At 41.7% G+C, this 22,210-nt stretch carries 22 protein-coding genes and 2 pseudogenes; 7 read left to right on the forward strand and 17 right to left on the reverse strand.

Annotated features, from left to right (window positions below):
- Positions 1 to 305 (forward strand): annotated as a pseudogene (locus GJU40_RS20765) (hypothetical protein); the annotation flags it as partial.
- A gap of 597 nt (positions 306 to 902) precedes the next feature.
- Here the strand turns inward: GJU40_RS20765 and GJU40_RS17600 are convergent.
- Positions 903 to 1,816, reverse strand: a pseudogene (locus GJU40_RS17600) (transposase); the annotation flags it as partial.
- A gap of 118 nt (positions 1,817 to 1,934) precedes the next feature.
- Positions 1,935 to 2,477 (reverse strand): GNAT family N-acetyltransferase, encoded by a 543-nt coding sequence (locus GJU40_RS17605; protein ID WP_343031608.1) that lies wholly within the window; start codon positions 2,475 to 2,477, stop codon positions 1,935 to 1,937.
- 178 nt (positions 2,478 to 2,655) lie between these two features.
- Between GJU40_RS17605 and GJU40_RS17610 the strand changes: the two genes are divergently transcribed.
- Positions 2,656 to 3,033 carry an SET domain-containing protein gene (locus GJU40_RS17610; protein WP_154309377.1) on the forward strand — a complete coding sequence of 126 codons (378 nt, stop codon included), beginning with the start codon at positions 2,656 to 2,658 and terminating at the stop codon, positions 3,031 to 3,033.
- 156 nt (positions 3,034 to 3,189) lie between these two features.
- On the opposite strand, the gene GJU40_RS21290 is transcribed toward GJU40_RS17610, so the two are convergent.
- Positions 3,190 to 3,321, reverse strand: coding sequence for a hypothetical protein (locus tag GJU40_RS21290; RefSeq protein WP_281350740.1), 132 nt, complete (start codon positions 3,319 to 3,321; stop codon positions 3,190 to 3,192).
- A 342-nt stretch (positions 3,322 to 3,663) separates the two neighbouring features.
- Here GJU40_RS21290 and GJU40_RS17615 point away from each other — a divergent pair, with 342 nt between their 5' ends.
- Positions 3,664 to 4,311 (forward strand): hypothetical protein, encoded by a 648-nt coding sequence (locus tag GJU40_RS17615; RefSeq protein ID WP_154309378.1) that lies wholly within the window; start codon positions 3,664 to 3,666, stop codon positions 4,309 to 4,311.
- A gap of 216 nt (positions 4,312 to 4,527) precedes the next feature.
- Here the strand turns inward: GJU40_RS17615 and GJU40_RS17620 are convergent, their stop codons facing one another.
- From GJU40_RS17620 to GJU40_RS17655, 8 genes are all read right to left on the reverse strand, one after another.
- The gene (locus GJU40_RS17620) at positions 4,528 to 5,094 is read right to left on the reverse strand and encodes an MEDS domain-containing protein (protein WP_154309379.1); all 567 of its coding nucleotides are present in this window, start codon (positions 5,092 to 5,094) and stop codon (positions 4,528 to 4,530) included.
- Between the two features lie 98 nt (positions 5,095 to 5,192).
- Positions 5,193 to 5,972: a sulfite exporter TauE/SafE family protein gene (locus tag GJU40_RS17625; RefSeq protein ID WP_154309380.1), complete on the reverse strand. Its 780-nt coding sequence runs from the start codon at positions 5,970 to 5,972 to the stop codon at positions 5,193 to 5,195.
- 63 nt (positions 5,973 to 6,035) lie between these two features.
- Positions 6,036 to 7,163, reverse strand: a complete 1,128-nt coding sequence (locus GJU40_RS17630) for an MBL fold metallo-hydrolase (protein WP_154309381.1) — start codon at positions 7,161 to 7,163, stop codon at positions 6,036 to 6,038.
- Positions 7,164 to 7,268: 105 nt separating this feature from the next.
- Entirely contained in the window at positions 7,269 to 7,838 is a 570-nt protein-coding gene (locus GJU40_RS17635) for a sulfurtransferase TusA family protein (protein WP_154309382.1), read from the reverse strand.
- A 26-nt stretch (positions 7,839 to 7,864) separates the two neighbouring features.
- Positions 7,865 to 8,344, reverse strand: coding sequence for a DsrE/DsrF/DrsH-like family protein (locus tag GJU40_RS17640; protein WP_154309383.1), 480 nt, complete (start codon positions 8,342 to 8,344; stop codon positions 7,865 to 7,867).
- A gap of 54 nt (positions 8,345 to 8,398) precedes the next feature.
- Positions 8,399 to 8,626 (reverse strand): sulfurtransferase TusA family protein, encoded by a 228-nt coding sequence (locus GJU40_RS17645; RefSeq protein ID WP_154309384.1) that lies wholly within the window; start codon positions 8,624 to 8,626, stop codon positions 8,399 to 8,401.
- Positions 8,627 to 8,705: 79 nt separating this feature from the next.
- Positions 8,706 to 8,966, reverse strand: a complete 261-nt coding sequence (locus GJU40_RS17650) for a metal-sensitive transcriptional regulator (RefSeq protein WP_154309385.1) — start codon at positions 8,964 to 8,966, stop codon at positions 8,706 to 8,708.
- A 140-nt stretch (positions 8,967 to 9,106) separates the two neighbouring features.
- Entirely contained in the window at positions 9,107 to 10,657 is a 1,551-nt protein-coding gene (locus GJU40_RS17655) for a BCCT family transporter (RefSeq protein ID WP_154309386.1), read from the reverse strand.
- 272 nt (positions 10,658 to 10,929) lie between these two features.
- On the opposite strand from GJU40_RS17655, the gene nagE reads away from it, so the two are divergent.
- A complete protein-coding gene (nagE, locus tag GJU40_RS17660) occupies positions 10,930 to 12,384 on the forward strand; it encodes an N-acetylglucosamine-specific PTS transporter subunit IIBC (protein ID WP_154309387.1) in 1,455 nt (484 codons plus the stop codon).
- A gap of 357 nt (positions 12,385 to 12,741) precedes the next feature.
- On the opposite strand, the gene GJU40_RS17665 is transcribed toward nagE, so the two are convergent.
- The 3 genes from GJU40_RS17665 to GJU40_RS17675 all read right to left on the reverse strand — a co-directional run bounded on the left by GJU40_RS17665 (position 12,742) and on the right by GJU40_RS17675 (position 15,460).
- Positions 12,742 to 13,188 (reverse strand): GNAT family N-acetyltransferase, encoded by a 447-nt coding sequence (locus GJU40_RS17665; protein ID WP_154309388.1) that lies wholly within the window; start codon positions 13,186 to 13,188, stop codon positions 12,742 to 12,744.
- An 85-nt stretch (positions 13,189 to 13,273) separates the two neighbouring features.
- Positions 13,274 to 13,807, reverse strand: a complete 534-nt coding sequence (locus tag GJU40_RS17670) for a GNAT family N-acetyltransferase (protein ID WP_154309389.1) — start codon at positions 13,805 to 13,807, stop codon at positions 13,274 to 13,276.
- 102 nt (positions 13,808 to 13,909) lie between these two features.
- Positions 13,910 to 15,460: an FAD-dependent monooxygenase gene (locus GJU40_RS17675; protein ID WP_154309390.1), complete on the reverse strand. Its 1,551-nt coding sequence runs from the start codon at positions 15,458 to 15,460 to the stop codon at positions 13,910 to 13,912.
- A 264-nt stretch (positions 15,461 to 15,724) separates the two neighbouring features.
- Here GJU40_RS17675 and GJU40_RS21295 point away from each other — a divergent pair, with 264 nt between their 5' ends.
- The 3 genes from GJU40_RS21295 to GJU40_RS17680 are packed head-to-tail and all read left to right on the forward strand — an operon-like array spanning position 15,725 to position 17,695.
- A complete protein-coding gene (locus tag GJU40_RS21295; RefSeq protein ID WP_281350741.1) occupies positions 15,725 to 15,847 on the forward strand; it encodes a hypothetical protein in 123 nt (40 codons plus the stop codon).
- A gap of 15 nt (positions 15,848 to 15,862) precedes the next feature.
- Positions 15,863 to 16,234 (forward strand): metallopeptidase domain-containing protein, encoded by a 372-nt coding sequence (locus tag GJU40_RS21095; RefSeq protein ID WP_246188419.1) that lies wholly within the window; start codon positions 15,863 to 15,865, stop codon positions 16,232 to 16,234.
- 3 nt (positions 16,235 to 16,237) lie between these two features.
- Positions 16,238 to 17,695 (forward strand): immune inhibitor A domain-containing protein, encoded by a 1,458-nt coding sequence (locus tag GJU40_RS17680; protein ID WP_246188420.1) that lies wholly within the window; start codon positions 16,238 to 16,240, stop codon positions 17,693 to 17,695.
- A 374-nt stretch (positions 17,696 to 18,069) separates the two neighbouring features.
- Here the strand turns inward: GJU40_RS17680 and GJU40_RS17685 are convergent, their stop codons facing one another.
- From GJU40_RS17685 to GJU40_RS17695, 3 genes are all read right to left on the reverse strand, one after another.
- Complete coding sequence (locus GJU40_RS17685) at positions 18,070 to 18,534, reverse strand: GNAT family N-acetyltransferase (protein ID WP_343031606.1); 465 nt, start codon at positions 18,532 to 18,534, stop codon at positions 18,070 to 18,072.
- A gap of 233 nt (positions 18,535 to 18,767) precedes the next feature.
- Complete coding sequence (locus GJU40_RS17690; protein ID WP_343031607.1) at positions 18,768 to 19,565, reverse strand: phosphotransferase; 798 nt, start codon at positions 19,563 to 19,565, stop codon at positions 18,768 to 18,770.
- 394 nt (positions 19,566 to 19,959) lie between these two features.
- Positions 19,960 to 22,059, reverse strand: a complete 2,100-nt coding sequence (locus tag GJU40_RS17695) for an SA1320 family protein (protein WP_154309392.1) — start codon at positions 22,057 to 22,059, stop codon at positions 19,960 to 19,962.
- Between the last annotated feature and the right edge of the window lie 151 nt (positions 22,060 to 22,210).

The following is a 22,210-nucleotide window of genomic DNA, read 5'->3' on the forward strand; positions in this document are numbered from 1 at the left end:
AAATGAAACAAAACGGGCAACTGTCTTCAAACAATTGGAAAGGTGAGTTTTTTAATAAATATGACTCTGTTAAGGCTGTACGTCAGTTGAAAAAACATTATCCTTTCTTAAAAGAAGTGGATAGTATCTCCCTTCAAAGCTCCGTTGAGAATCTGGCTGATTCGTACCAACGGTATTATAAAAAGCAAAACAAAGCCCCTAAATTTAAGGGCAAAAAGAACAAGGTGCAGTCCTTAAAAAACCTCGCCATGCTTGAATTATTTAAGCGTAGCGAGGTTTTTTATTTCTCGTTTTTTTCATTTTAACTTGTGAGAATCTTTTAATCCTAGATTGGAAAAGATCAACTAACAATTACTTGACACCCAGTATTGCAACCAAGACAATCGACAGAAAGAGACTTAATAACAAGGACATCATCCAATTAATTCTCTGTGTCATTTTTAAGAGAATATTTAAAATGGCACTGATGAGAAAGCATACAAAAAAAACAAATATAATCATATATAATTCCATTGGATATTCCTCCCTCTATAAATGTTGATTTATCAACGGTTTAACCCGTTGGTGGGGTGCCAAAAAAAATTTTTCGACACGCTTCCTAACAAAATTTTTATAATATGTGAAACTATTCCAACATATGGGTACGCTACGCGGTCACTACTGGATAATGGTGGAAAGTAGTGATGGGAATTTATGCGATGCACAATGGATCTCTGCGCAGCTTATGATGACGTACCCTCCCATGTCTCTGGGCATCTGCGTGCCTACATTCCTTCGTTCGGTCTAGTCATAAGGCAGAGGCTAGCGAAGCTCCTTTAGGGACTCGAGGTCGAATGGAAAAAATAGTGCCAGCTTCTCCGTGTCATCCTGTTGTCAAGAACTCATTAAGGGGATGTAGGGTACTATGCAGCCTCTCCGAGACTAGGAATATCCCTCATCATTCGCTGAGCGTCAAACGCTCTGTGCTTTGTGCTGATTCCATGTAATACTTTTAATAATTTTCCGCATAGAACCACGATGGATTGCTTCTTGCGCAAAGGATTAACCTTGCGGTTTGTATCATACTCATGCAACTTTCTAAAGACTTCATTGTGGCGTATCATCGGCATCATTACACGGAACAGGAGGGCACGCAGCTTTCTTCTGCCTCGTTTGGAGATTCGCTTTTGGCCTTTATGCTGCCCAGAGGAACTTTCCCGTAATGTTAATCCCGCGAGTTTGATTAGTTGGCGTGGATCTTCATAGTGTGAAAAGCTACCAATCTCAGCTAATAGGTCAACAATCGTGGTATCTCCTAGCCCCTGAACCGTTGATAACCATTCGTATTCTGCAGACGTTGTTACAAGTTCAACTAAGTGTTGGGTAACACTTTCGATATCTTGTTCTAGTTGGTGATAACGGCGAACGAGTGTGGCGATTTCAATACGGGCCATCTCACGTCCTTCTGTTACTCCGATAGAACTAGATGCGACTTCGATAAGGCGCACTGCTTTTGGTTTTTGTGGAGATTTGAGTCCCTCGACCTTCCGATAAAGTGATAACACTTCGTCCGGTTGTTTTTGGTGAAGATCACTAGGAAATGGAGTACATTCAAGCACAGCCATTGCCATTTTTCCGAATGATGGGAACACCTGAGTAAATTCAGGAAAATAGCGATCCAACCAACAATCATCATGTTTTTGACAGATCCCAATTCCTCTGTCAATCTACTACGGAATGTTGAACCAGCACGAAGTTCCGCTTCCCTCCCTTTTAGGATTCGCGGATAACTAAAGCGTCCATCCTTTACAAGACGAGCGATTACCAGCGCATCTTTACGGAGGATAAGGCTTTGCTTAGGTTCACGCGACTGATCTTAAAGGGCTCTGTTCCCTTTTCGAATCCCCCACTTCAAACAGCTCGCAAGAGCAGTTAAGTGGCGGGTAGTTCAATCTCTATTTATTCTCCCATCCACTTCTTAACAAAGAGAACATATAGGCATCCTGCGGCAGATTCCCTTGATACATATACTCTCTGAGTATGCCTTCTTCTTGAAAGCCCAGCTTTTTCAGCAAGCTTGCGGAAACTTGATTTTGCAGAAACACAACAGCACTGATTCTGTTCAGCAGAAGTTTTTCATAGCCATATGATATGACAGTTCCGGCTGCTTCGGACATATAGCCATTTCCCCAGGATTCAGCACAAAGCTCATAGCCGATTTCAGCTCGCCTGTGTGTTTTGTTGTATGCATGAAAGCCAATGGTGCCAAGAAATTGATTGTCCTCTCTTCTTTCAATGCCCCAGCGTATTCCCCGTTCCTCTTCCAACAGCAATTGAAATTGCTGGACAAGCTTTTCAGCCTGTTGTTGATCATGAAAAGGTTCCTGGCCATAATACCTCGTTACTCTCTTATCTGAAAAAACACGATAAATGTCGTTAGCATCAGCAGCTCCGATGTCCCGGAGCCTGAGCCGTTCAGTAGTTAAATCAGGAAAAATCATTACAGTCCTCCAACATAATATAGATATAACTATATTCTATAAATACACTGTAGTTCCTCCAGAAATTAGCTGCAACCATCTTAAGAAAATTGTCACCCTAAAGGTTGCTTTCTCACAATATAACCGTCAATATAGAACTAGCAAACAATCCAAAGATCGTGCAGGTGATATATTCATGATAGAAGTAAAAAAATCTACCATAAGTGACGGGGAATTTAACAGGGGTGTTTTTGCAACTGTTGCCATTAAAAAAGGAACGCTGTTTCATGAAGCCCCTGTTCTTCCATATCCTAACAGTGAACATGTGCATATTGAAAAGACCGCGCTGGAGGATTATGCTTTTGAATACGGAAGCAATCATTCCGCCATTCTTCTTGGCTACGGCATGCTTTTCAACCATTCTTATGAGCCCAACGCTACATATGACATCAACTTTGAAAATCATACATTTGATTTTTATGCATACAAGGATATTGAGGCAGGGGAAGAAATTCTCATTAATTACAATGGCGAAGTAGACGATAACGAGCCCCTCTGGTTTAACAAAGAATAAAGGTAAGCTTCCATCCCGTCAAAAGGGGCTGCAGTTCACTAGCTGAACTGCAGCCCCTTTGCTTTTTGTGGTTGGCTGTATAGATGAAATTTTTTCTGAATTAATCAGCTTTCCCCTTCATGCGGTTCTGCCATGAAAGGGGTATTCCTGCTGAAATTACCCTATGCCTTCCAATAGACTTGAAATGCTGTCTCTTATGATTTGCTGCTGTTGATCACTGCCAAGAAGAACCGCTACCAGCAAAGCTACCAAAAGAAGAAGAATCAGCACTACTGCCACAACTTCCATCTGTATACCTCCCTCCCTTCTATCAATCCATTCCTTCTACTCTATGATTACTTGATAGAGCTGATATAAGCAGAACAATCAGTTTGAAAGAAAAGAGGCTGCACTTCAGCTGAAATTCCGCTGCGGGTGATGCTGTTTTAGACAGATAGGATTTCCTTTTCAATCAACTGTTAAAAACCCTTCACCATGTTCGCTTTTTTTGAACTCCCCAAGGCAGCCTAGGTACTGGACTACATAAGTGAAAAAAATTGATTATTATGTGGACTTGGTTCCTTTGCCCCGGCAACTTCTTTCCTTTTGAATATGCTGAATGGAAAACAGATTTAGAAAGGAGTCCTCCCTATGGAAGAAAATGAAATGTATGAGCAAAACACCTTCAGAACAAATAAAAGCACGGTTTCACATCTGACGAAGGCCATTCGGGAAGGAATCAGACAGGCAGATGAAGAAGGCGTTTCAGAAAAGATGGTTGATGATCTTCAGGAGCTGTTACTGACTTTGCAGCAGGCTGATTGCCAGGCTTTTGCTACAGACACCTGCACACTTGAACTGCCCGGCAATTCTATCGATCAAAACCCGCCCATTCTTGTATCAGTTCAACATGATGTGTTTGGGCTCAGCTGCTGCATTGAACCTACACTTGCAGATGCCGAAACACCTTGCGGCATCATAAAAAATGCCTGCTCGGTGAACGAGATTAGAGCAACCGGATACATCAACTATTATTTTAACTTTCCTCTTCTTACCTTCTTTAATAGTGGTGAAGAGGACTGTGGAAAAAAAGTACCCCGTATTTTTTCATGTTCAGGATCAACCTGCGTCAACGAAATCATCGGCTATCAGTCTCTCGAAGATCCTGACCCCTGCCCTGATTTTTGCAGCGACGCTGTTCTTTCCGTAGCCATCCGCTGCGCTGTATATCATGCCAGCAACAGTTTGGCTGTTACGTATATCATTCTGCACCTGCTTCCCAGCTGTACCAGCAAATAATCACTAGGGCTTACAGCGCTCAAAAACTAAAAAAAAGATTCCCATGTTACAGGAAACCTTGATTTTAGTGGGACGGCATATGTTAAAAAGCAAGCAAACATCGGGCACAATTCCTGCTCTTTACTTATCATGAAAAGATTAATCATTTTTTGAATATACAGCAACGCCAAAGGAGATACAGTAAGCTGGTTGCTTTTTAGAGCACTTCTAAAAAAATCACTTCAAAACATTTAATGGAACAATTTCTTTGTCTGTCATTAATATACCGTGAGTTTTCATTAAGGACTCCTTCAGGGTCTCAGGAGTTCGTTCAGCGTGATAAGCACAAACCGATATCAACTCATGTTCTTCGACGAATGAGTTAAGATCGTGTTCGTACTCCTCAATTAAAGAAAACATCTCTGCATCATCGCCCCACTCAACTGCTCCCCAAGTATAAATTCCAGCTTCCTGATCAAGCAGCTGGTCCAGCGTCTTCTTTAAGTGCGCACGTATTGTCTCAGGGTGAAAATTGCCATTGGAATAATAAAAATCAAAATTATTGTATATATGAACCTTTGCGAATTCAGCTGGAGACAGCTTTCCCGGCAGGTCTCTTTTCAGTCTGTTTATATTCGGATCTTTATCAACCCACACCACATGGCTACCCTTTTTTACCCCATTCAGAATAAAGGCACTTACATTTGACAAATATATGTCATTGTCAGTGTAGTGATAGAGAATATGTCCATAACCTTTATTCTCTCTTTGGAGTAAGTCATCTATTAGTACCTGTTGCTTCATCCACTCAAACTCCTCATTCTTTTGCTTTGTATACTTAGTTTCAACAATTTATTATAAAATACTTTAGAAATAAAAGGTAGTACTTCTTCTCTGTATTTTTAAAGAAGTAAATCCATCCATATTTTCACTGCTGTTGCCAAAATCAACAGTGCCAGCAAGGCCTGAAGAATTTTTGTGTTCATCTTGCTTCCTGCAGAAGCTCCCAGCGGCGCAGCAATCAGGCTTGCGGCGATCATGATGAGAGCTGGCGGATAGTCCACCTGCCCAGTAGCAACTTTACCGGCAGCGGATCCTATTGAAGAAAGCAGAGTAATTGCCAGCGAAGAAGCAATCGTAATTCTGGTAGGTATTTTAAGGACAACCAGCATAATTGGTACGAGCAGAAATGCACCCGCCGCCCCGACAATACCTGAACCTGTACCTACCACCAGTGCGAGAAAGGAAGCCAGCCATTTATTAAAAACCACCTTGTCTTTGTGCAGGGTCTCCGCATTCTTTTTAGGGAGTAACATCATTGCGGCTGCAGTCACAGCGAGGACACCGTATAGAAGATGAATACTATTCTCAGCCATATAAATAGAACCCCATCCTCCTAAGGCGCTTCCAGCAAGTACACTGATTCCCATATACAATATGAGTGATTTGTTTAAGTAGCCGCTTTTTCGATAAGCCCAAACACCACCCAAGGCAGCAAAGAACACCTGAACAGCACTAATGCCGGACACTTCGTGGGCACTGAAGGCAGCAAAACCGAATAATGGCGGAATATAAAGCAGCATAGGGTATTTAATAATAGAACCGCCTATGCCCAGCATACCGGAAATATAAGAGCCAATAAAACCGATTAAAAATATAACTGCAATAAAAGATATATCCATTAAGCACAATCCTCCCTTTTTGTAAAAGCGGAAAGGGAGCCTCTCAGACTCCCTTTTGCTTCCTTATCTAACAGCACAACGATTGGGCCCGATCTCCATTTCCCGCTCCTCTTCCTGATGAGGCTGTATTTTACCCATGTTTACCTGTCGAATCTCCTCATAGGCATGTGGCTGAGGAGGCAGATTTTCTGTTACGAGCTTTCGGAACTCAGCTTCTTCAGCAACCTTTAGTCCATGATTAAGCTCAAAAAGGACTGCAAGCTTTTCAGCTGCACTTCCATCTTCATTCAGCTCAGAAACACTCATAAAATGAGCGGGCAGCACAATCAGCTCCCCTGACAGCTCTTTGTAACGGCTGTAAAGACTTTCTCTTAAATCTCCCACCCAGTCCTGGGCTTTTCCCGCAAGATCCGGCCTTCCAATGCTGTCTATAAATAAAATATCTCCAGTCAACAGATAGGCGTCATCAATCAAAAATGAAGTAGAACCAATCGTATGGCCCGGTGAATACAGTGCAGCAATGTTCACCTCTGAATTTCCAACCTTTATCAGGGTTTTATCCTTCAAAGGTGAAAAGTCAAAAGTGACCTCTTCCGCATCCAGAGGCGGAAGCCAATAAGTGGCACCTGTTTGTGCTGCAAGACTCCTTCCGCCTGAAATATGATCCGCATGAAGATGGGTATCAAATACATTCTTGATCACCACACCTGCTTCTTCGGCATACTTCAAATATTGTTCCGTCATTCTTGCTGAGTCAAAAATGGCTGCTTCTCCTTCAGAAATCAGCATATAACTCAGGCACCCTTTTCCCATTCGGACGAACTGATACAGTTCACCTCCGTTGTTTAAATCCCCGACTTTGACCGGCTCAAGATATTCGCTCCAAGCTTTCATGCCGCCCTGAAGGTAGAACACGTCCAGTCCTTCTTCAGAAAGCATGTCTGCCACCATGATCGAAGATCCCTCTTTCGCGCATACGACCAAAATTTCCTTGTCACCAGGTATAAACTTTAAGATGTCCTCTACCCCTTCAAGCAGGTCAAAATACGGTACGTTAAGATACTCAAAGTGCTTTCCTTCTACTTTCCAGTCTTTAAATGCATCCGCATTTCTTACATCCAGAACAAATAACTCTTTATTGCCAACCACCCTTTTCGTCAATTCCTGTGAAGACATCTCTTTTACAGACATATCAAATTACCCCCATAGGTATTATTTTGCTGAAATTTTTTTATGTTTTCATCTCGTCTTTAAAGTGAAAAGCTCTTGCTTCAAGGTAAGCTAATTCATGAAAGTTCACAAAGACGTTTTTTCCCCATTCCATCCGCTCATACCGGGAACCACATTGATAACTTGTGAAAAGCCTTTATCGGCAAGCATTCTTGCAGCCATTTCACTTCGGCTGCCGGTTCTGCACACGACATATATAGGAAGACTCCCATTCAACTCATTCTTTCTTTCAATCAATTCACCAAGCGGTATTGATACAGCCCCTGGTATATGCTCAAAAGCAAATTCTGCTTCCTCTCTCACATCGAGAAGTGTTATCTCTTCAGAAGCCTGCAGCTTCTGGTGCAGTTCTTCATTGCTGACAGAAGGAAATAATGTTTTTTCAACATACTCTTCCCCCCCTGACTTTCTGAGATAATGCTTGAATACACTACCTTCATTCAGTGTTCCTATATACTGATGCCCTGAGCTTGCAGCCCACGCTTTCAAATCAGCAGTTGAGCCTTTATCAGTTGCCTGCACTTCGAGTATTTCTCCGGAAGCCATATCCCTTATTGCTTTTTTAGTTTTCACAATCGGCATGGGGCACGCCATTCCTTTGGCATCAAGAACCTGGTTTACTTTTATTGAATTCATAACAGTATCCTCCTCTGAATAGTGATTTAAATAAACAAGTTAACATTGCCGTCTTCTGCATCAGCCAGGTATGCAGCAACTCCCGCATATTCAATGTTTTTCAGAAGCTCTTCTTCCTGCAGTCCCAGCAAATCCATTGTCATCGTACATGCTACAAGCTTTACGTCCTGCTCCTGAGCCATGCTGATCAGCTCAGGAAGAGGCAAAGCCTGATGCTTCTTCATGACACCTTTGATCATTTGCGGGCCAAATCCTCCGAAATTCATTTTTGAAAGACCCATCTTATCGGCACCTCTAGGCATCATGCTTCCGAACATTTTTTCCAGCAGCCCTTTTTTCAATTTTACTTTTTCATCTTTCCTAAGTGCATTCAACCCCCAGAAAGTATGAAAAATGGTTACTTCATGATCATAAGCTGCTGCTCCGTTTGCAATGATATAGGCAGCCATCGCTTTGTCATAGTCTCCGCTGAACAGGACAATTGTTGTTTTCTTTTTATCAGTCATTTAGATGCTCTCCTCCTAGTTACCCCTTAGGGTATATGAAAAACTCAAAATTTTTTATCCTTTTTGAATCCAGAATTTATAAACTCCATTTTCTTCTTCATGCTTCAAAAGCACGTGCCCTCCTGATTGGCTCCATGCAGTCAGGTCGCTTTTTGCTCCCTTGTCAGTAGTGTGAATTTCAAGTATTTGCTGAGACTCCAGCTGAGTGATCGCCTTTTTTGTTTTTACTATTGGCATTGGACATGCTAATCCTTTTGCATCAAGAAATCTATGTGAATTCATTTTCATTCCTCCAATTTAATTTTCGAGTATACCAGTACCCCTATGGGTATATTAACAGTTAAAAAAAAGGATGTCAACATTATCTGCTTTTTACAAGCAAGTTGACAGCCTCTTTAATCATTTCATCAGAACTGCCTCCGTTTTTCTCTGCCTCCCGTACGCATTCCACGAGGTTTTCGCTGACAATTAATCCTACGGTCCTATCAACTGCAGAACGGACTGCTGACAACTGTGTGATGACTTCTTTACAATCTTTATCATCTTCCATCATTTTCAATATGCCTCTGAGCTGACCTTCCATTCGTTTCACTCTATTTTTAACGGAATCATTGTATTCCATGTTTTCAACTCCTTTTATTGTCCTTGGTTATTTTTGCGTTGATTAGGGACTATTTTATACCCTTAGAGGTATAAAGTCAATTTCTGGACAATAGTAAAAAGGCGGTGAATCTTATCACCGCCTTCTTAAAAAATCACTTTTCATGCACCCTTGCTCTTCACTTTAACGTACTCCTCCGTCGAAGTAACATCATACTTTTTTGGATTTCCTGCTACTTTAAATAATGAAAAAATGATAAAAAATCCAAGGATAAGTGCAGGGACTCCCCCTAAATTGGACAGCATTTTAATTCCGTCAATTTGCGCAAAGCTGATCATAATCCAGGCGATTGCACCAATTCCTGCACCCCATACCAGTTTGATGGAAAATTTCGGTTCCGGACTTTCCGGTGTAATACCATGTGAACTAATTCCCGCCATTGCTGATATATTAGAATCGGCAGCGGTTACAAATGAAATAAAGACGATAAATATATACAATGGAATAATAATGCTGCTCAGAGGAAGATCTGATAACACAGCATACAGCACGGTCTCAGGACCTGAGTTGATCAGCATATCACCAAGAGAAGCATTTGCAAGCGTCTGCTGTATGGAATAACCGCCGAAAATGGTCATCCAAAACCCTCCTACTACGGAAGGAATGAGAAAATTAACGATAATAAAGGTTTTCACAGTGTAACCGTAGGATATCCTGCCTAAAAATAAAGCTGTAATGCTGGCCCAGGCAAACCAGTTTGCCCAATAAAACACTGTCCACCACTGCGGCCACATATCTCCAGAGGAAGCACCGGTAAACAGGCTTTTTTCAAAAAAAGATGACAGAAAAACGCCAAATGATTCTGTTCCTAAGTTCATCATATAAGCTGTCGGACCAGCTATTAAAATAAAAGCAATGATTGCTATGTATAACCTTAAGTTCAGATCAGACAGGATGGAGATTCCTTTCATAAGGCCTGTTGAAGCAGAAATGGTAAATGCCAGCATCAAAATTCCGGTAATGACAGCCCACAAAAGTGGGTTGGAAGGAATAGCAGTCATATAATTGATGCCGCCTGCCAAATTCAGAATGGCTGTACCCATAGCTGCTGCCATTCCAAGCGCCAGTGTATATAGACATAACGCATCAATCGTTTTTCCCCATCCTGGGCTGATTTTATCACCAAACAGCGGGGCAAGGGTGGAGCTCAGACTGAATGGCTTTCTCATATTATAGTAAGCGAAAGCAAACATTAATGCCGGAATACAATATATTGCGTACGGTGTAATCGTCCAGTGCAGATACATGGTAGACATAGCAAAGGTAGCCGCCTCCGGACTATTAGGTGTTAATCCCATAGATTCAGGAGGTGTCGTCAAGTGATAAACCGGTTCCACAATACCCCAGAAGGTTACTCCGGCAGCTATTGTAGTACACAATGTGATCGCGATCCAGTTATACATTTTCAGCATCGGTTTCGCCTTTTGACCTCCGATTTTCACATTCCCGAGCGGTGAGAAAAAAACTACTGCTACTGTTATTAACATAAGCAGCCCTCCAACGCTGAAAATCCACCCTGCTTGTGCTAAAAGCCAGTCATTTGCACCTGTTGCCATTGAAATAAAAGCGTCTCTTTTAAAGAATCCTGCGGCCGCTGCTGCAATCAACAGCAAAAATGGCGGCCAAAATACTGAATGCCTTAAACCCTTCATACACATTCCCCCTTTAAAATAGCAGTTCATACCTATGCTGCTAACATACTCTTTACCCTTAAAAGCTAGGGAGAAACACTTACAGTAGTTAGTCAAGATTCCTGCTTACTTTTTCATGTATTCTAAATACAGATTAGGACCAATATGCTAAACTAAATGTATACGCTTACATTTATGGGGGGGGTGGGACTTATAACACAACATAGAGATAAGAAATTGAAAGTATGTTATAAAGAAAGCTACATAAAAAATTCTGTTGGGGGGATTTTCACATGATGAACTATTTGCAAAGAATCGGCCGTTCCTTAATGCTGCCGGTTGCAGTGCTTCCGGCTGCAGCTATACTTCTAGGCATCGGCTATGGAATTGATCACGAAGGCTGGGGGTCGGGCAATCAGCTTGCCGCTTTTCTCATTAAAGCAGGTTCATCCATTCTAGACCATCTTGGTGTGTTGTTTGCGGTGGGGATTGCACTCGGCATGTCAAAGGACAGAGACGGTTCAGCGGCGCTCAGCGGACTTGTTGCATTTCTTGTCGTTACAACACTGCTGGGTCCAGATTCAGTAGCTGTGATTATGGGCATACCGCCTGAAGAAGTGAATGCCGCATTTTCAAAGATTGATAACCCGTTTATCGGGATCCTTTCCGGACTTATTGCCTCTATTATGTATAACCGTTTTAGCCAGACAAAGCTGATTGATGCACTGGCATTCTTCAGCGGACGGCGACTTGTTCCGATCATGTCCGCTCTGGCTATGATTGCGGCTTCCTTTGTTCTGCTGTTTGTATGGCCTGTTGTATATTCAGGGCTTGTAGCCTTTGGGGAGGGAATCAGCAGCCTGGGCTTTATTGGAGCGGGCTTGTACGGATTCTTTAACCGCTTATTAATTCCACTTGGCCTGCATCATGCATTAAACTCTGTATTTTGGTTTGATGTGGCAGGAATTAATGATATAGGGAGATTCTGGTCGGGCGATGGAGTGAAAGGCGTAACAGGAATGTATCAGGCAGGTTTCTTCCCGGTCATGATGTTTGGTCTGCCGGCTGCAGCTCTTGCTATGTACCATACCGCCAAATCCCAAAACAAAAAGCAGGTAGCATCCTTGTTCCTGGCTGCAAGCTTCGCTGCATTTTTAACAGGAGTAACGGAACCAATTGAATTTGCTTTCATGTTTGCTGCACCTGCCCTTTATGTCGTTCATGCCGCACTGACAGGATTGTCACTTGCTATTGCCTCCCTGTTCAACTGGACAGCAGGATTTGGCTTCAGCGCAGGTTTAATTGACTTTGCATTAAGTTCAAGGCTGCCGCTGGCAAACAATCCTTATATGCTTCTAGTCCAAGGACTGATATTTGCAGTTATTTATTATACTGTCTTCCGCTTCCTCATTACGAAATATAACTTTAAAACACCTGGGCGGGAAGATGCTTCAGAACAAGAAGGCGCAATTGCTGAAGCTGCAGCAACCATTGAAGCATCATCAGAAAACAAACATAGCCTCATGGCAAAAAACATTTACGAAGGGCTCGGAGGCAAAGAGAATGTCATCTCTATCGACAACTGTGTCACCCGCCTGAGAATAGAAGTAAAGGATATGAAAGCTGTCAATCAGCAAGCAATCAAGGCAACGGGTGTTCCGGGTATCAACATCGTGGGCCCTAACAGCATCCAGGTCATTGTCGGCCCCTCTGTGCAATTTGTGGCGGATGAAATGCGAGGGACATAGGGACGGGTCCCTCGTCCCAAAGGGACATAGGGACGGGTCCCTCGTCCCAAAATCAGGAAAATCCTCCTGTTTATTAAAGAGCTTTTCCTCGATGAAGATAAAAGTAACCTGCATCAGCCAAAAATACTCTTACTAAATAAACTGCACCCTAAAAGATAGACACATCTATTGCCAGGGGTGCAGTTTTCCTTATCACAATGCTTAATTCCAGATTGAACAATAAAGAAAATTGGGCACTATTTCACCTTTCCTCCTCCATCTATCCCTTAGCATGCCTGCTTCTAGTTGTTATAGGAAGAGGACTGCCCCGGATCCTGCTTTACAGAGTGAACACTTGGGTGTGATATACCGAATTTTTTAATCTTGGGATATCCACTCATATTTAAAATCTGGTAATTTTTCTTCGTTTTGGTGTCCTTTGCTTACAATTTTAAACCCCTGCTTTTCGTAAAATCGCTGAGCCTTCTTATTTTTTTGGAATGTATACAGTGATAATTTTCCCTTTGATCTTTCTTTCGCTATAGCAAGCAGCCTATTTCCAATACCCATTCCCTGATAATCTACGTGAATATATAATTGATTTATTTCACTTACATGATAGACAATTATTCCAACTACCTCTTCATTCATTAATGCAAGTTCTATCTTATACTTCTCAACTAATATCTCTTTTAAAAAATGAACGTGATTTTCGAAACTGTGAATATCCTCCTGCCCAATGGCTTCCTCCTTGCTTTTCCTCCACATTGCTACCGTTTGTTCAGCGTACTTAGGATGATAGGGCATAATAATAACATTGTCCATTTTCACTTCCCTCCCCTTTCTGCCACACTTTTTCAGCAGCTTCGGTCCTTTCCTCCTCTTCTAAAACAGCACTCCTAACAGCTGTTTAAGTACCCGGCTGATCTGAAACAAACTTATACATGAGGATGTCGTCAGCATATTCTCCATCAGCTAATTTAATTTCCCTTATTTTCCTGCCTTCTTCCTTAAAGCCGAGCTTCTTATATAGAGATATTGCATTGATATTTGTTGAAAACACACCGAGGGTGACTTTTTCAATGAATGGATTTTCCTCTGCCCAGCGCAGCAATTCTGAAAGCAGCTTTCTGCCGATTCCTTTGTTTCTATAAGATTTTTCAATCATCATTCCAACTGAACCGACGTGGGAGAGCCTTTTTCTATGCTGCACCTGAAGAACAGCCCAGCCAATCAAATGATGATTAATTTCCGCAACAAGAAGTGTTTCTCTGTCACTTTTCAGCAGTTTTTGAATCCATTGTCTTTGCTGTTCGGCAGTTACTTCAAACTCTTCCTTGACTGTAATAAGATAATTTTCCTCCGCAATGACAGAAGCCTGCAATTGCAGAACTGCCTCAGCATCTTCCATTGCAACTTCTCGAATTCTGTAATTAGAAGACATCAATTCTCTGCTCCATTCTTATTTCTATCATGATTCGCCAGTATTAAAATAGTGTTTAAACGTTCAAGAAAATGAGCATTTCTAACAATATAAATTACCCTCTTAAGACTTCCAAAAATGCTGCCTAAGATACTTTTCCAAGTCCTCCGATGATGCTTCATCACTGACAAACCCCGCATAGCCATCAGGACGGATTAGAATCATGCCCTCTTTAGCTATGCCAAACTGCTGCTCCAGTGATGTTGAGGCGCCTGAATTCCCGGGCGTGATGATGGATACAGGCGTACTGAAACTCTTCAGCATTTGCTTTATCTGCTCCACCTGTGAATGTCCATCTGTAAATAGCAGCAGCAAGAGCCCTTTCCCAGAAAGATATGAAATTAACTGTTCTCCATCTCCTAATGTAACATTCGGAATACGTTCACCGGCTTGCAGCTTTCTGCTACCCATAAACCTTCGCTTTCCTTTTGAAAGAGAACTATTTTGATACGTCACATTCAGCTGTGAGAGAGTCGTTACTGCAAAATCTTCAACAAGCTGAAGAGAAGAGATTTTAGGTGCCATATAATTTCTGACCGCTGAAAAAATACTGTTGTCTGACAGGATCATTTTGGTACCAAGTTCAGTCCGTTTCAAAACATTCTCCCAAACGGGTACTCGTTCTTCTGAATATGTGCTGAGCAACTGTTGGGGAGCATGATAATGTAACACAAATGCTAATTTCCAAACCAGGTTTACTCCATCCTGTATGCCCATGTTCATCCCCTGTGCACCCAATGGAGAATGAACATGGGCAGCATCGCCGGCTAGAAACACTCGGCCTGCTTTTCCGCTTTCCACCATTCTCTGATGAATGCGAAACCTGGATTTCCATGTAGGGCTGTGAACCCTTGCACCAGAAGGCCCTACTCTTTCAATGACACTCTGTATCTCTTCCAAGGTTATAGAAGTGAGTTCATCCTCATCTGACGTAAATACAACACGGTGCTGGCCGTCCTTCATTGGAAAAAATGCCGCTGCCTCACCATCTTTCACAAACGCAAACACTTCATCTCGGGGAAGGTTCCATTCCACCTTCAAATCTGCGAGGGAAAATTGCTGTTCCAAGGCCTTCCCTTGAAACGTAAGCCCCGCCTTCTTTCGAACTGTAGAGTGAACGCCATCACAGCCAATCACATACTTTGCCGCGATCATCCCAGAAGCACCGCTGTTTCTCTTGATCTTGACAGAAATATGGCTGCTCATTTCCTCAATTTCTGTCAGGGTGGTTTGCCAAAGAACTTCTCCGCCCTGCCTTTTCAAGTGCCGGTACAATATATCCTCGGTTTCATTTTGCGGAATCATGAGCACATAAGGAAATTTGCTGTGGAGTTTATCTGAAAGATCGAGTTTTACAAGCTCTTTTTCTCCTGAGTATACATGAAATGTCTGCGCTTTAAGCCCCTTTTTTGTAAATTCCCGGTCAAGCCCCAGTCTTTCCAGCAGTTCAAGTGTTCTAGGCATCACACCAAGCGCTTTTGATTTTGTCGAAATGGACTTTTCTTTATCAATCAGCATGCAGTTTACACCGAAGTGGTGCAATTCATTGGCAATCGCCAGTCCCACCGGTCCAGCACCTACAACAAGTACATCTGTATGCAGCGTATCTTTCATCAGTAATCCTCCTTGGCGTTTACAATCCTATATTAATTTTAATATAAGCAGGATTTTGCATTTGTAGAATACTGTCTTTTTATTTTTTCAAAAACAGATAGTATTCCCTATTAAAGCTATACCCTTATCTGCTAATCTAGTTATTATTTCGGGTTCCTAAATAGGCAAGCATTCCTGAATGATCGACAAAGCCTGATAACAGCTGTTCTTTCAAAATTTTCCATGTTAAATTATGAGAATAATCTAATATTTAGGAGGGTGCTTATGTTTAAGAAAAAAGCAGTGATAGGTTCTATCAGTTTTATGCTGCTGGGGTTTGGCACGACCGCTTACGCACAACCGCCGGGACTGACAACTTTTCCGGAACATGCAGATCAGAAATCATGAACGCTTCCAAGAGATATGACATGGAACGATTATAAACCAGTCCCGGGAATTGACTGGAGAAACACAGACATCAAGCCTGAGCGCGTTATAAAGGGTGCTTTGGTGATTGTCGACTTTCCTGACAGAGAATTTATTCTAAGCCAGCCGGAGGGATCAGAAATTGCAGGCAACCCAATCGGTACAGGCAATATTCCGAGAGATGCACTAGGAGAGTTTTGGCTGAATTTCCTCAACAAACCGCAGGCACTGAATAACTATCGGACCATTGATGAATATTGGCGGGAAAATTCCTATGGCAAGTGGGCGGTTGAACTTGACGCATTTGGTACATACAGAATGGATCATAATGAATTTCAGTACGGCCTGAACGAATTCAATCAGCAGTAACATATGCCGGCAGGATTCACAGGAAAAAATCTCCGTTCAGAGGCTTCCGTAAAAGCGAAAGCTGACATTGAGGCTTCCGGGGAAAAATATGATTTTACCTTTATCGTTCATGCCGGATACGACGAGTCAGGGGTCTGGCAGGAACTCGGTGAAATGATGTTCTGGAATCCTCAATCTGTTCCAAAGCTGTTTGGCCCTCCTCAAGATGATATGCCCAACTCAGCCATCACCCGGTATGTACCGTGGACCTCCTGGTATGCTGCAAAAAGTATCTGGTCCAGTGCAGGAGGAGGCATTTCCATTCAGGGAGAAAATGACGGCATGGGAACCTTTGCACATGAATTTGGACATATTATGAATCTTGGCGATAACTATAATAACCCATATGCCCAGCCTGTATCTCGTTCCTTCTCCGGTCCATGGGAGCTGATGAGCCGAGGCAGTTTTAACGGTCCGGGCGGGCCGCACACCAGATGGATGGTTCCTTCTCCGCTAGGTGCGTCTGCTCCTTCACACCATATGCTCAGAAATAAAATAAAACAAGGATTTTTAGATGAAGATCAGTACTTGAGCCTGGATTCGAAGAACCTTGCTGCAACAGGTCCTGTCTTTGCTGATGTTCTTGCACGGGGCGTGCCTGCCGGCGATGAATTCGGACGGGAAGGAATACATGGAATCAACATCAGCATGGAAGATCTCACTCCAGCCAACTCTCTTCAAGACGACTGGCGGGCAGACATGCAGCGAGGAGCGAAGTGGTACAACAATTACACCATTGAAGTAGTGGACAGAGTCGGCTTTGACTCCTTCACACCTGACTCAGGTGTCCTGCTTGCAAAGACGAAAAATGCAGAATCCGCACCTAATATCTGGGTAGTTGATGCACACAAGGAAGATATTAACCAGATTGATTTTAAACGTCCTGACGGAACAACTGCCAAATTATCTAAAGGGGATTATCAGCAGCTGTCCGACGCGCTGTTCAAAGCTGGCACCTCTTCCGGCGTGATTAGTGAATATCGCGACGAGCACAACAGACTTCACTTTTATATTTTGAAGAAAAAAGTTGCCAAAGATGGTGCACTCAGCTACCGTGTAGGCATCAGACATATGGATGGAGCAGGTCCATATAAGCGGGGGCTGTCAGCTAAAAGCGGAAATGTAGAACATGCCCAGCCTGGACGTGTTGCAGTTCATCACTTTTCAGTCACCAATACAGGAGAAGCAGCTGATCTGATCCGACTCTCTGCAAACACAAAAGCAGGCTGGGAGCTTATGCTGGAACACAATGTTATTGAAGTGGAAGCCGGCAAAACAGTTGACGTACCTGTCTATATAAAAATTCCAAACGGTAAAGAAGGACCAAAGCCGACGGAACTGACTTTCACGGCTGTCTCTGAAACGAATACCAGCCTAAAAGCAAGCATCACTCACAGAGCGGGACCCGGGAAGGGAAAATAATCAAAGTGGCATATCAATAGATTCGTAGAGCGCTTAATGGAAGAGCATGATTCTTAAGTTGTGGATTGTGCTCTTTAGTATCTGGTCTTTTTTGGTGATATATTTGGAAATTCTATCAACCTTGCTACATGTTTACCATTTGTAAACCATACATGATTAAGCCAGTACACAAAAGCATCTTCTCTAAAACTAACTCCATAAAACTCGTTACCTTCTTCGTCTATATGGGCTAACTCCCAATAAGGATGATTATTTCTCTCTGTTATACAACCATTTATCAAAGTCTTCTTCCAATTTTTGCAGGACACATCATATAATCTGTATCAGTTTCATAAGTAAATTCTATTTTAATAATCATTCCGTGCCTGTCGCTCCTAACATATGTATATCATTTTCAAAAATTCATACCTTTTCCCGTTGGTATTTTGCATATATGTCTGAACACTTTCAAATCCAGCTTTCCTATAAACATTTATTGCTCTTCTGTTAAACGTTGCTACTGATAATGTTATCTTACGGGGTTTCAATTCTGCTATTACAAATTCTATAGCAGCATTCACAAACGCTAATCCTCTCCCTATTCCAGTAGAATCAGGTTCCATTCCTAAGCCAATCTCAACAATAGTGTCCTCTGTCTTATTTAGGGTAAGAAAAGCAATCAGTTCATGATCTGCTGATACAGCAAATGCCGCATCACCCCTAGATTCAGGATTCAGGAACTCTTTTAAGTCTTCTAAATCAGAATCCATATTGTAAAATGAATATTCATCTTCATATCTCCAGCTGTAGGCAATCTTTTCTGCTTGTTCCTGTGTTAATACACTAAAAATATAGTTCACTGTTTTCCTCCTGTTCTCCCTTGCTTTACCATACTTCTGCTGCACCCCCCGGAGGAATTGCTGTCCGATTTGAAAATGCAAAGTATTTCAATGCGGTTACAAACGAGATAGCAAGATTTATACTACGACAGTTTGCACGAATATCTATTACTTTATAAAATATCCTAATTATTACCTAATCTAGAATTGAGCCAAAACACCTATCTATCAACCTGCTAGACATTCTCACTGAACTACATCCAGTCTTTTCCGTATTCCCGAAGAAATTGAAGATCCTTTTGGTAGTGTTCATAGTGCCCTTCGTCAATCATTTTTTGAAATGCCAGTTCTCCTTCATCTGCTTTTCTTTGCATCGTTTTACATAACCCCTGTATCCGAAGCAGTACCATCTCCAAAAAACCACTTTCAATCCCTTTAAGGTTATACGTTTCAAAAAATAATTCAATTCTTCTCTTTCTTAATTCTGCATCCCTTACAGAGTTATAATAGACTGCCTCTCCTGTTTCAGTATGAAGCACTCTGCTTAAAGGAACACAGGTATAAAGGGTATATGCGATATCCCAGAGTCTTGGTCCGGGAGCAGCCAGGTCAAAATCAATAATTCCTACAGGTTTTTCATGATGAAAAATAATGTTATATATGGCAAAATCATTGTGGCATAGTACCTCTGTTGATAGTGGTGTGTGATCAAGAGGTTGCCAGTTTTCTTCTATAGAAAAATCCTGGGTTGCATCATGATAGAGTCGAAGCATGTTCGCGATTTCTACTAAAGAATCATTAGACCACATGTACTGCTTTAAAGGGTAATTGCCCGCTTCCCCTTTAATAAATGTTAATATCTCTCTATTGTTCTCATCAATACCTAAAAACTTCGGTACAAAGTTCAATCCCTTGCTCTCTAAATGCTGCAGCAATCTATGAATTCTTTTACTATCTTTTTTTAATTCTCTGCGAACGGTATTCCCCGAACGGTATACTCTCGTGACATTCCCTCCTGTTAGTGCTTCTTCGTTCTCGTTATCGTGTTTCACTTTAATTCCCCCCTCAAAAAAGACGATATGAATGTGTCAATTATGTAGTCATATTACTCCTAAACAAATAGATACTAAACTGCATGCATACAATGAAGATTGTAACTGTACACATCCTTGCTTCCCTTGAATCATAAACTAATAAGGTTACCGAAAATGATTCCCCTCACTGCATCTCTCTAGATAATCATATCATACCAAATATTGTAAAATTAATATAGCGAATTGAATTACGGGACGTGATGCGGGGTGCAAAATGAAGAGAGTTACGCGGAGTGAGCAAAGAAGATGTATCTGAAATGGTAACAGAACATCTCCCTATCTATCATATATTCTTAATTGCAGACGCCTTACTTTTTTATAAATATGACAGCCTTGTATAAAGGATGAAAACTTACCCATTAAGTGTTCCACGTTCCAACTGACTTTCCAGTTTTCCCATGTTTTGCAGGATGTCATATCCAGTTAGTTGAAGTGCCTCAATGGCTTTTCCATGATTGTGGGCTAGTTGATAGACGATGTCATCAAAAAGGGATTGCAAATCTTTCAGTATGGAAAGGGCCGCGGTGTTATAGATTGCAACGTTATTGAATCTGCTGTTATTAAAGAGCGCATCATTAATGTAGGGTTCAAGATTTGTTATTAATGCTGGATAGTTCTCCTGCAGGGCAGTCATTCCCTTTCTTATGCCTTTGATGGTTTCCAAAAAGTCTTCTAATGGCAGCAATGCATCATTCACAGCTCGTTTTACACGAGAGTCAAAATCTGAAAATAAACTTAGCGCTAAACCAGGAATATTTCCGTACAAACCTAAGTTTGTTGCTGTCTTTATTTGAAACCTGGCAGTTTCGCCAAGTGCTTCCATAATGATAATCGCTGAATTGATCATATTGGTTAACCCGATAATGAGTGGATACGTTGCTGTTTTAAAGCATTCGGTTGCCGCTTCAGCTGCAATTTGCTTAATCCGCATATTAGACAACATGTATGGGGACTCTTCCAAGCTAACTGTATTTGTTTTTTGAACATCGGATACTTGTAAAGCACCTATGCCTCGATTCTGCTGGCTTAGGCTCACGTCAAGAGCATGGAATTTCTCTCCTGTAGCAACAACTTGAGATTGATATTCTGTCACCTGACCCATGGCTTTCTCCTGATTTTGCTGAACAATAAGCAAATGGGATTCCAATTCGCCAACGACAAAATCATATAAAGTACTCTGTCCGCCTTTCAGGACTTCCGCAATATGGTTCATACTAATCTCAAATAGTTTACTTGAAAGATGATCAACTCCATCCTCAAGTTCACTAAGCTTGTTACGCATTTCCTGACAAATGCTTTCTACGCTAATATCTGTCTTTGTCAAAAATTCGAACAATTCCATGGGCGGTGAATTTAATATAGTGTTAAGAGAACGGCATCTTACTTCTAATTTATCCAAGAAAATATGAAGAGATGAGACCATCTCTCTTAGCTTTCTATTATTCTCATTAAGAAGCTGCTTTGACTCTTTGCGAAGCATTCCTTGAAAAATGTTACGCAGGGCGGTTAAACGCTGGTCGATTTCTGACCCTTCAGCTTTCACAATTGCTGCTGAACTATCTATATAAGTTTGGGTTCTCTTGAGCCTATCAAGGACTCTCGTTTCTAAACCGCTTCCCAGTCTGAGTAATTGCTCACGATCGATTTTAATCGGTATAGATTTTCCACCGTAGAGCGGTTCTCCAGTCCACACACTGGTCACTATATGTTCATGGGCATCCATATAAATTTTCACATAATCGACAGTACCCGGTTCACCGCTCTCATAATAAGGAACATGTTGACTGTCTTTACGCACATAACCTGTATGATTGGGCACAAGAGCATCATTAGAAGGAATTCCATGATGAATTTCAAACTGATTACCTGGAACACGGTGATCGAGCTTTCCAGCACCGGTACTTAAATTAAGGATGTCATATTGACTAATATAATTTGATATATTGGAATAATCCGCACCATTCACAACCATACCTGACGGCAGCAATGCGGGATTTATCGTAACCGATTTCACATTTGGATTCTGTACTGCCACGCTATTGGCCAACGCGCCGCCTAACGAGTTGCCACACACATAAGAAATCTCATGTCCGCTCTTCGCCAGCTCCGCCTGCATACTTTGGAAATAAGCATTTGCCTCCTGCAGCTGTGGAGGTGTCACCCCATTTAAAAGTTTTACATTCGTCTTCAAATCCTGCATCCCATACTCGGCATGTGCATCTGTGCCAACAAAAGCTATTATAAACTCGCCTGTGTTTTCATTTTTCAGAGTCAAAGCATCGAGGCCGGTGGGGTGGTCGTAGTTGGTGTTATAAACAAGAAATTCCTTGCCTTCAATGTCTATTTTGTGATCATTTTCATATTCCAAATAGGCATGAAGACCAGCCAATTGAACAAGCTCTTGATCAGTAGTACTATCTTTACTAATTTTTGGCACAACCAAATTATCCATGAGTCGCCTCCTATTGTCTTGCTATATCACGAATTTTTAAGGTATTATCTTTATTCCCTACACTAGTGTGTTTGTTTATTTTGTTATCATTTAAAGTGATTGTATAACTTCCTCTAGGAAAACCTTCTCTTGTTTCAATGTCTGAAATGAT

This window comes from Metabacillus lacus, from assembly GCF_009674805.1.
Lineage (GTDB): Bacteria > Bacillota > Bacilli > Bacillales > Bacillaceae > Metabacillus_C > Metabacillus_C lacus.

Excerpts from the sequence above, each read along its gene's own strand:
- GJU40_RS17610 (WP_154309377.1), top strand. The coding sequence starts at position 2,656 with ATGATAGAAGTAAAAAAATCTACCATAAGTGACGGGGAATTTAACAGG.
- GJU40_RS21290 (WP_281350740.1), bottom strand. The coding sequence starts at position 3,321 with ATGGAAGTTGTGGCAGTAGTGCTGATTCTTCTTCTTTTGGTAGCTTTG.
- GJU40_RS17615 (WP_154309378.1), top strand. The coding sequence starts at position 3,664 with ATGGAAGAAAATGAAATGTATGAGCAAAACACCTTCAGAACAAATAAA.
- GJU40_RS17620 (WP_154309379.1), bottom strand. The coding sequence starts at position 5,094 with ATGAAGCAACAGGTACTAATAGATGACTTACTCCAAAGAGAGAATAAA.
- GJU40_RS17625 (WP_154309380.1), bottom strand. The coding sequence starts at position 5,972 with ATGGATATATCTTTTATTGCAGTTATATTTTTAATCGGTTTTATTGGC.
- GJU40_RS17630 (WP_154309381.1), bottom strand. The coding sequence starts at position 7,163 with ATGTCTGTAAAAGAGATGTCTTCACAGGAATTGACGAAAAGGGTGGTT.
- GJU40_RS17635 (WP_154309382.1), bottom strand. The coding sequence starts at position 7,838 with ATGAATTCAATAAAAGTAAACCAGGTTCTTGATGCCAAAGGAATGGCG.
- GJU40_RS17640 (WP_154309383.1), bottom strand. The coding sequence starts at position 8,344 with ATGACTGATAAAAAGAAAACAACAATTGTCCTGTTCAGCGGAGACTAT.
- GJU40_RS17645 (WP_154309384.1), bottom strand. The coding sequence starts at position 8,626 with ATGAATTCACATAGATTTCTTGATGCAAAAGGATTAGCATGTCCAATG.
- GJU40_RS17650 (WP_154309385.1), bottom strand. The coding sequence starts at position 8,966 with ATGGAATACAATGATTCCGTTAAAAATAGAGTGAAACGAATGGAAGGT.
- GJU40_RS17655 (WP_154309386.1), bottom strand. The coding sequence starts at position 10,657 with ATGAAGGGTTTAAGGCATTCAGTATTTTGGCCGCCATTTTTGCTGTTG.
- nagE (WP_154309387.1), top strand. The coding sequence starts at position 10,930 with ATGATGAACTATTTGCAAAGAATCGGCCGTTCCTTAATGCTGCCGGTT.
- GJU40_RS17665 (WP_154309388.1), bottom strand. The coding sequence starts at position 13,188 with ATGGACAATGTTATTATTATGCCCTATCATCCTAAGTACGCTGAACAA.
- GJU40_RS17670 (WP_154309389.1), bottom strand. The coding sequence starts at position 13,807 with ATGTCTTCTAATTACAGAATTCGAGAAGTTGCAATGGAAGATGCTGAG.
- GJU40_RS17675 (WP_154309390.1), bottom strand. The coding sequence starts at position 15,460 with ATGAAAGATACGCTGCATACAGATGTACTTGTTGTAGGTGCTGGACCG.
- GJU40_RS21295 (WP_281350741.1), top strand. The coding sequence starts at position 15,725 with ATGTTTAAGAAAAAAGCAGTGATAGGTTCTATCAGTTTTATGCTGCTG.
- GJU40_RS21095 (WP_246188419.1), top strand. The coding sequence starts at position 15,863 with ATGACATGGAACGATTATAAACCAGTCCCGGGAATTGACTGGAGAAAC.
- GJU40_RS17680 (WP_246188420.1), top strand. The coding sequence starts at position 16,238 with ATGCCGGCAGGATTCACAGGAAAAAATCTCCGTTCAGAGGCTTCCGTA.
- GJU40_RS17695 (WP_154309392.1), bottom strand. The coding sequence starts at position 22,059 with ATGGATAATTTGGTTGTGCCAAAAATTAGTAAAGATAGTACTACTGAT.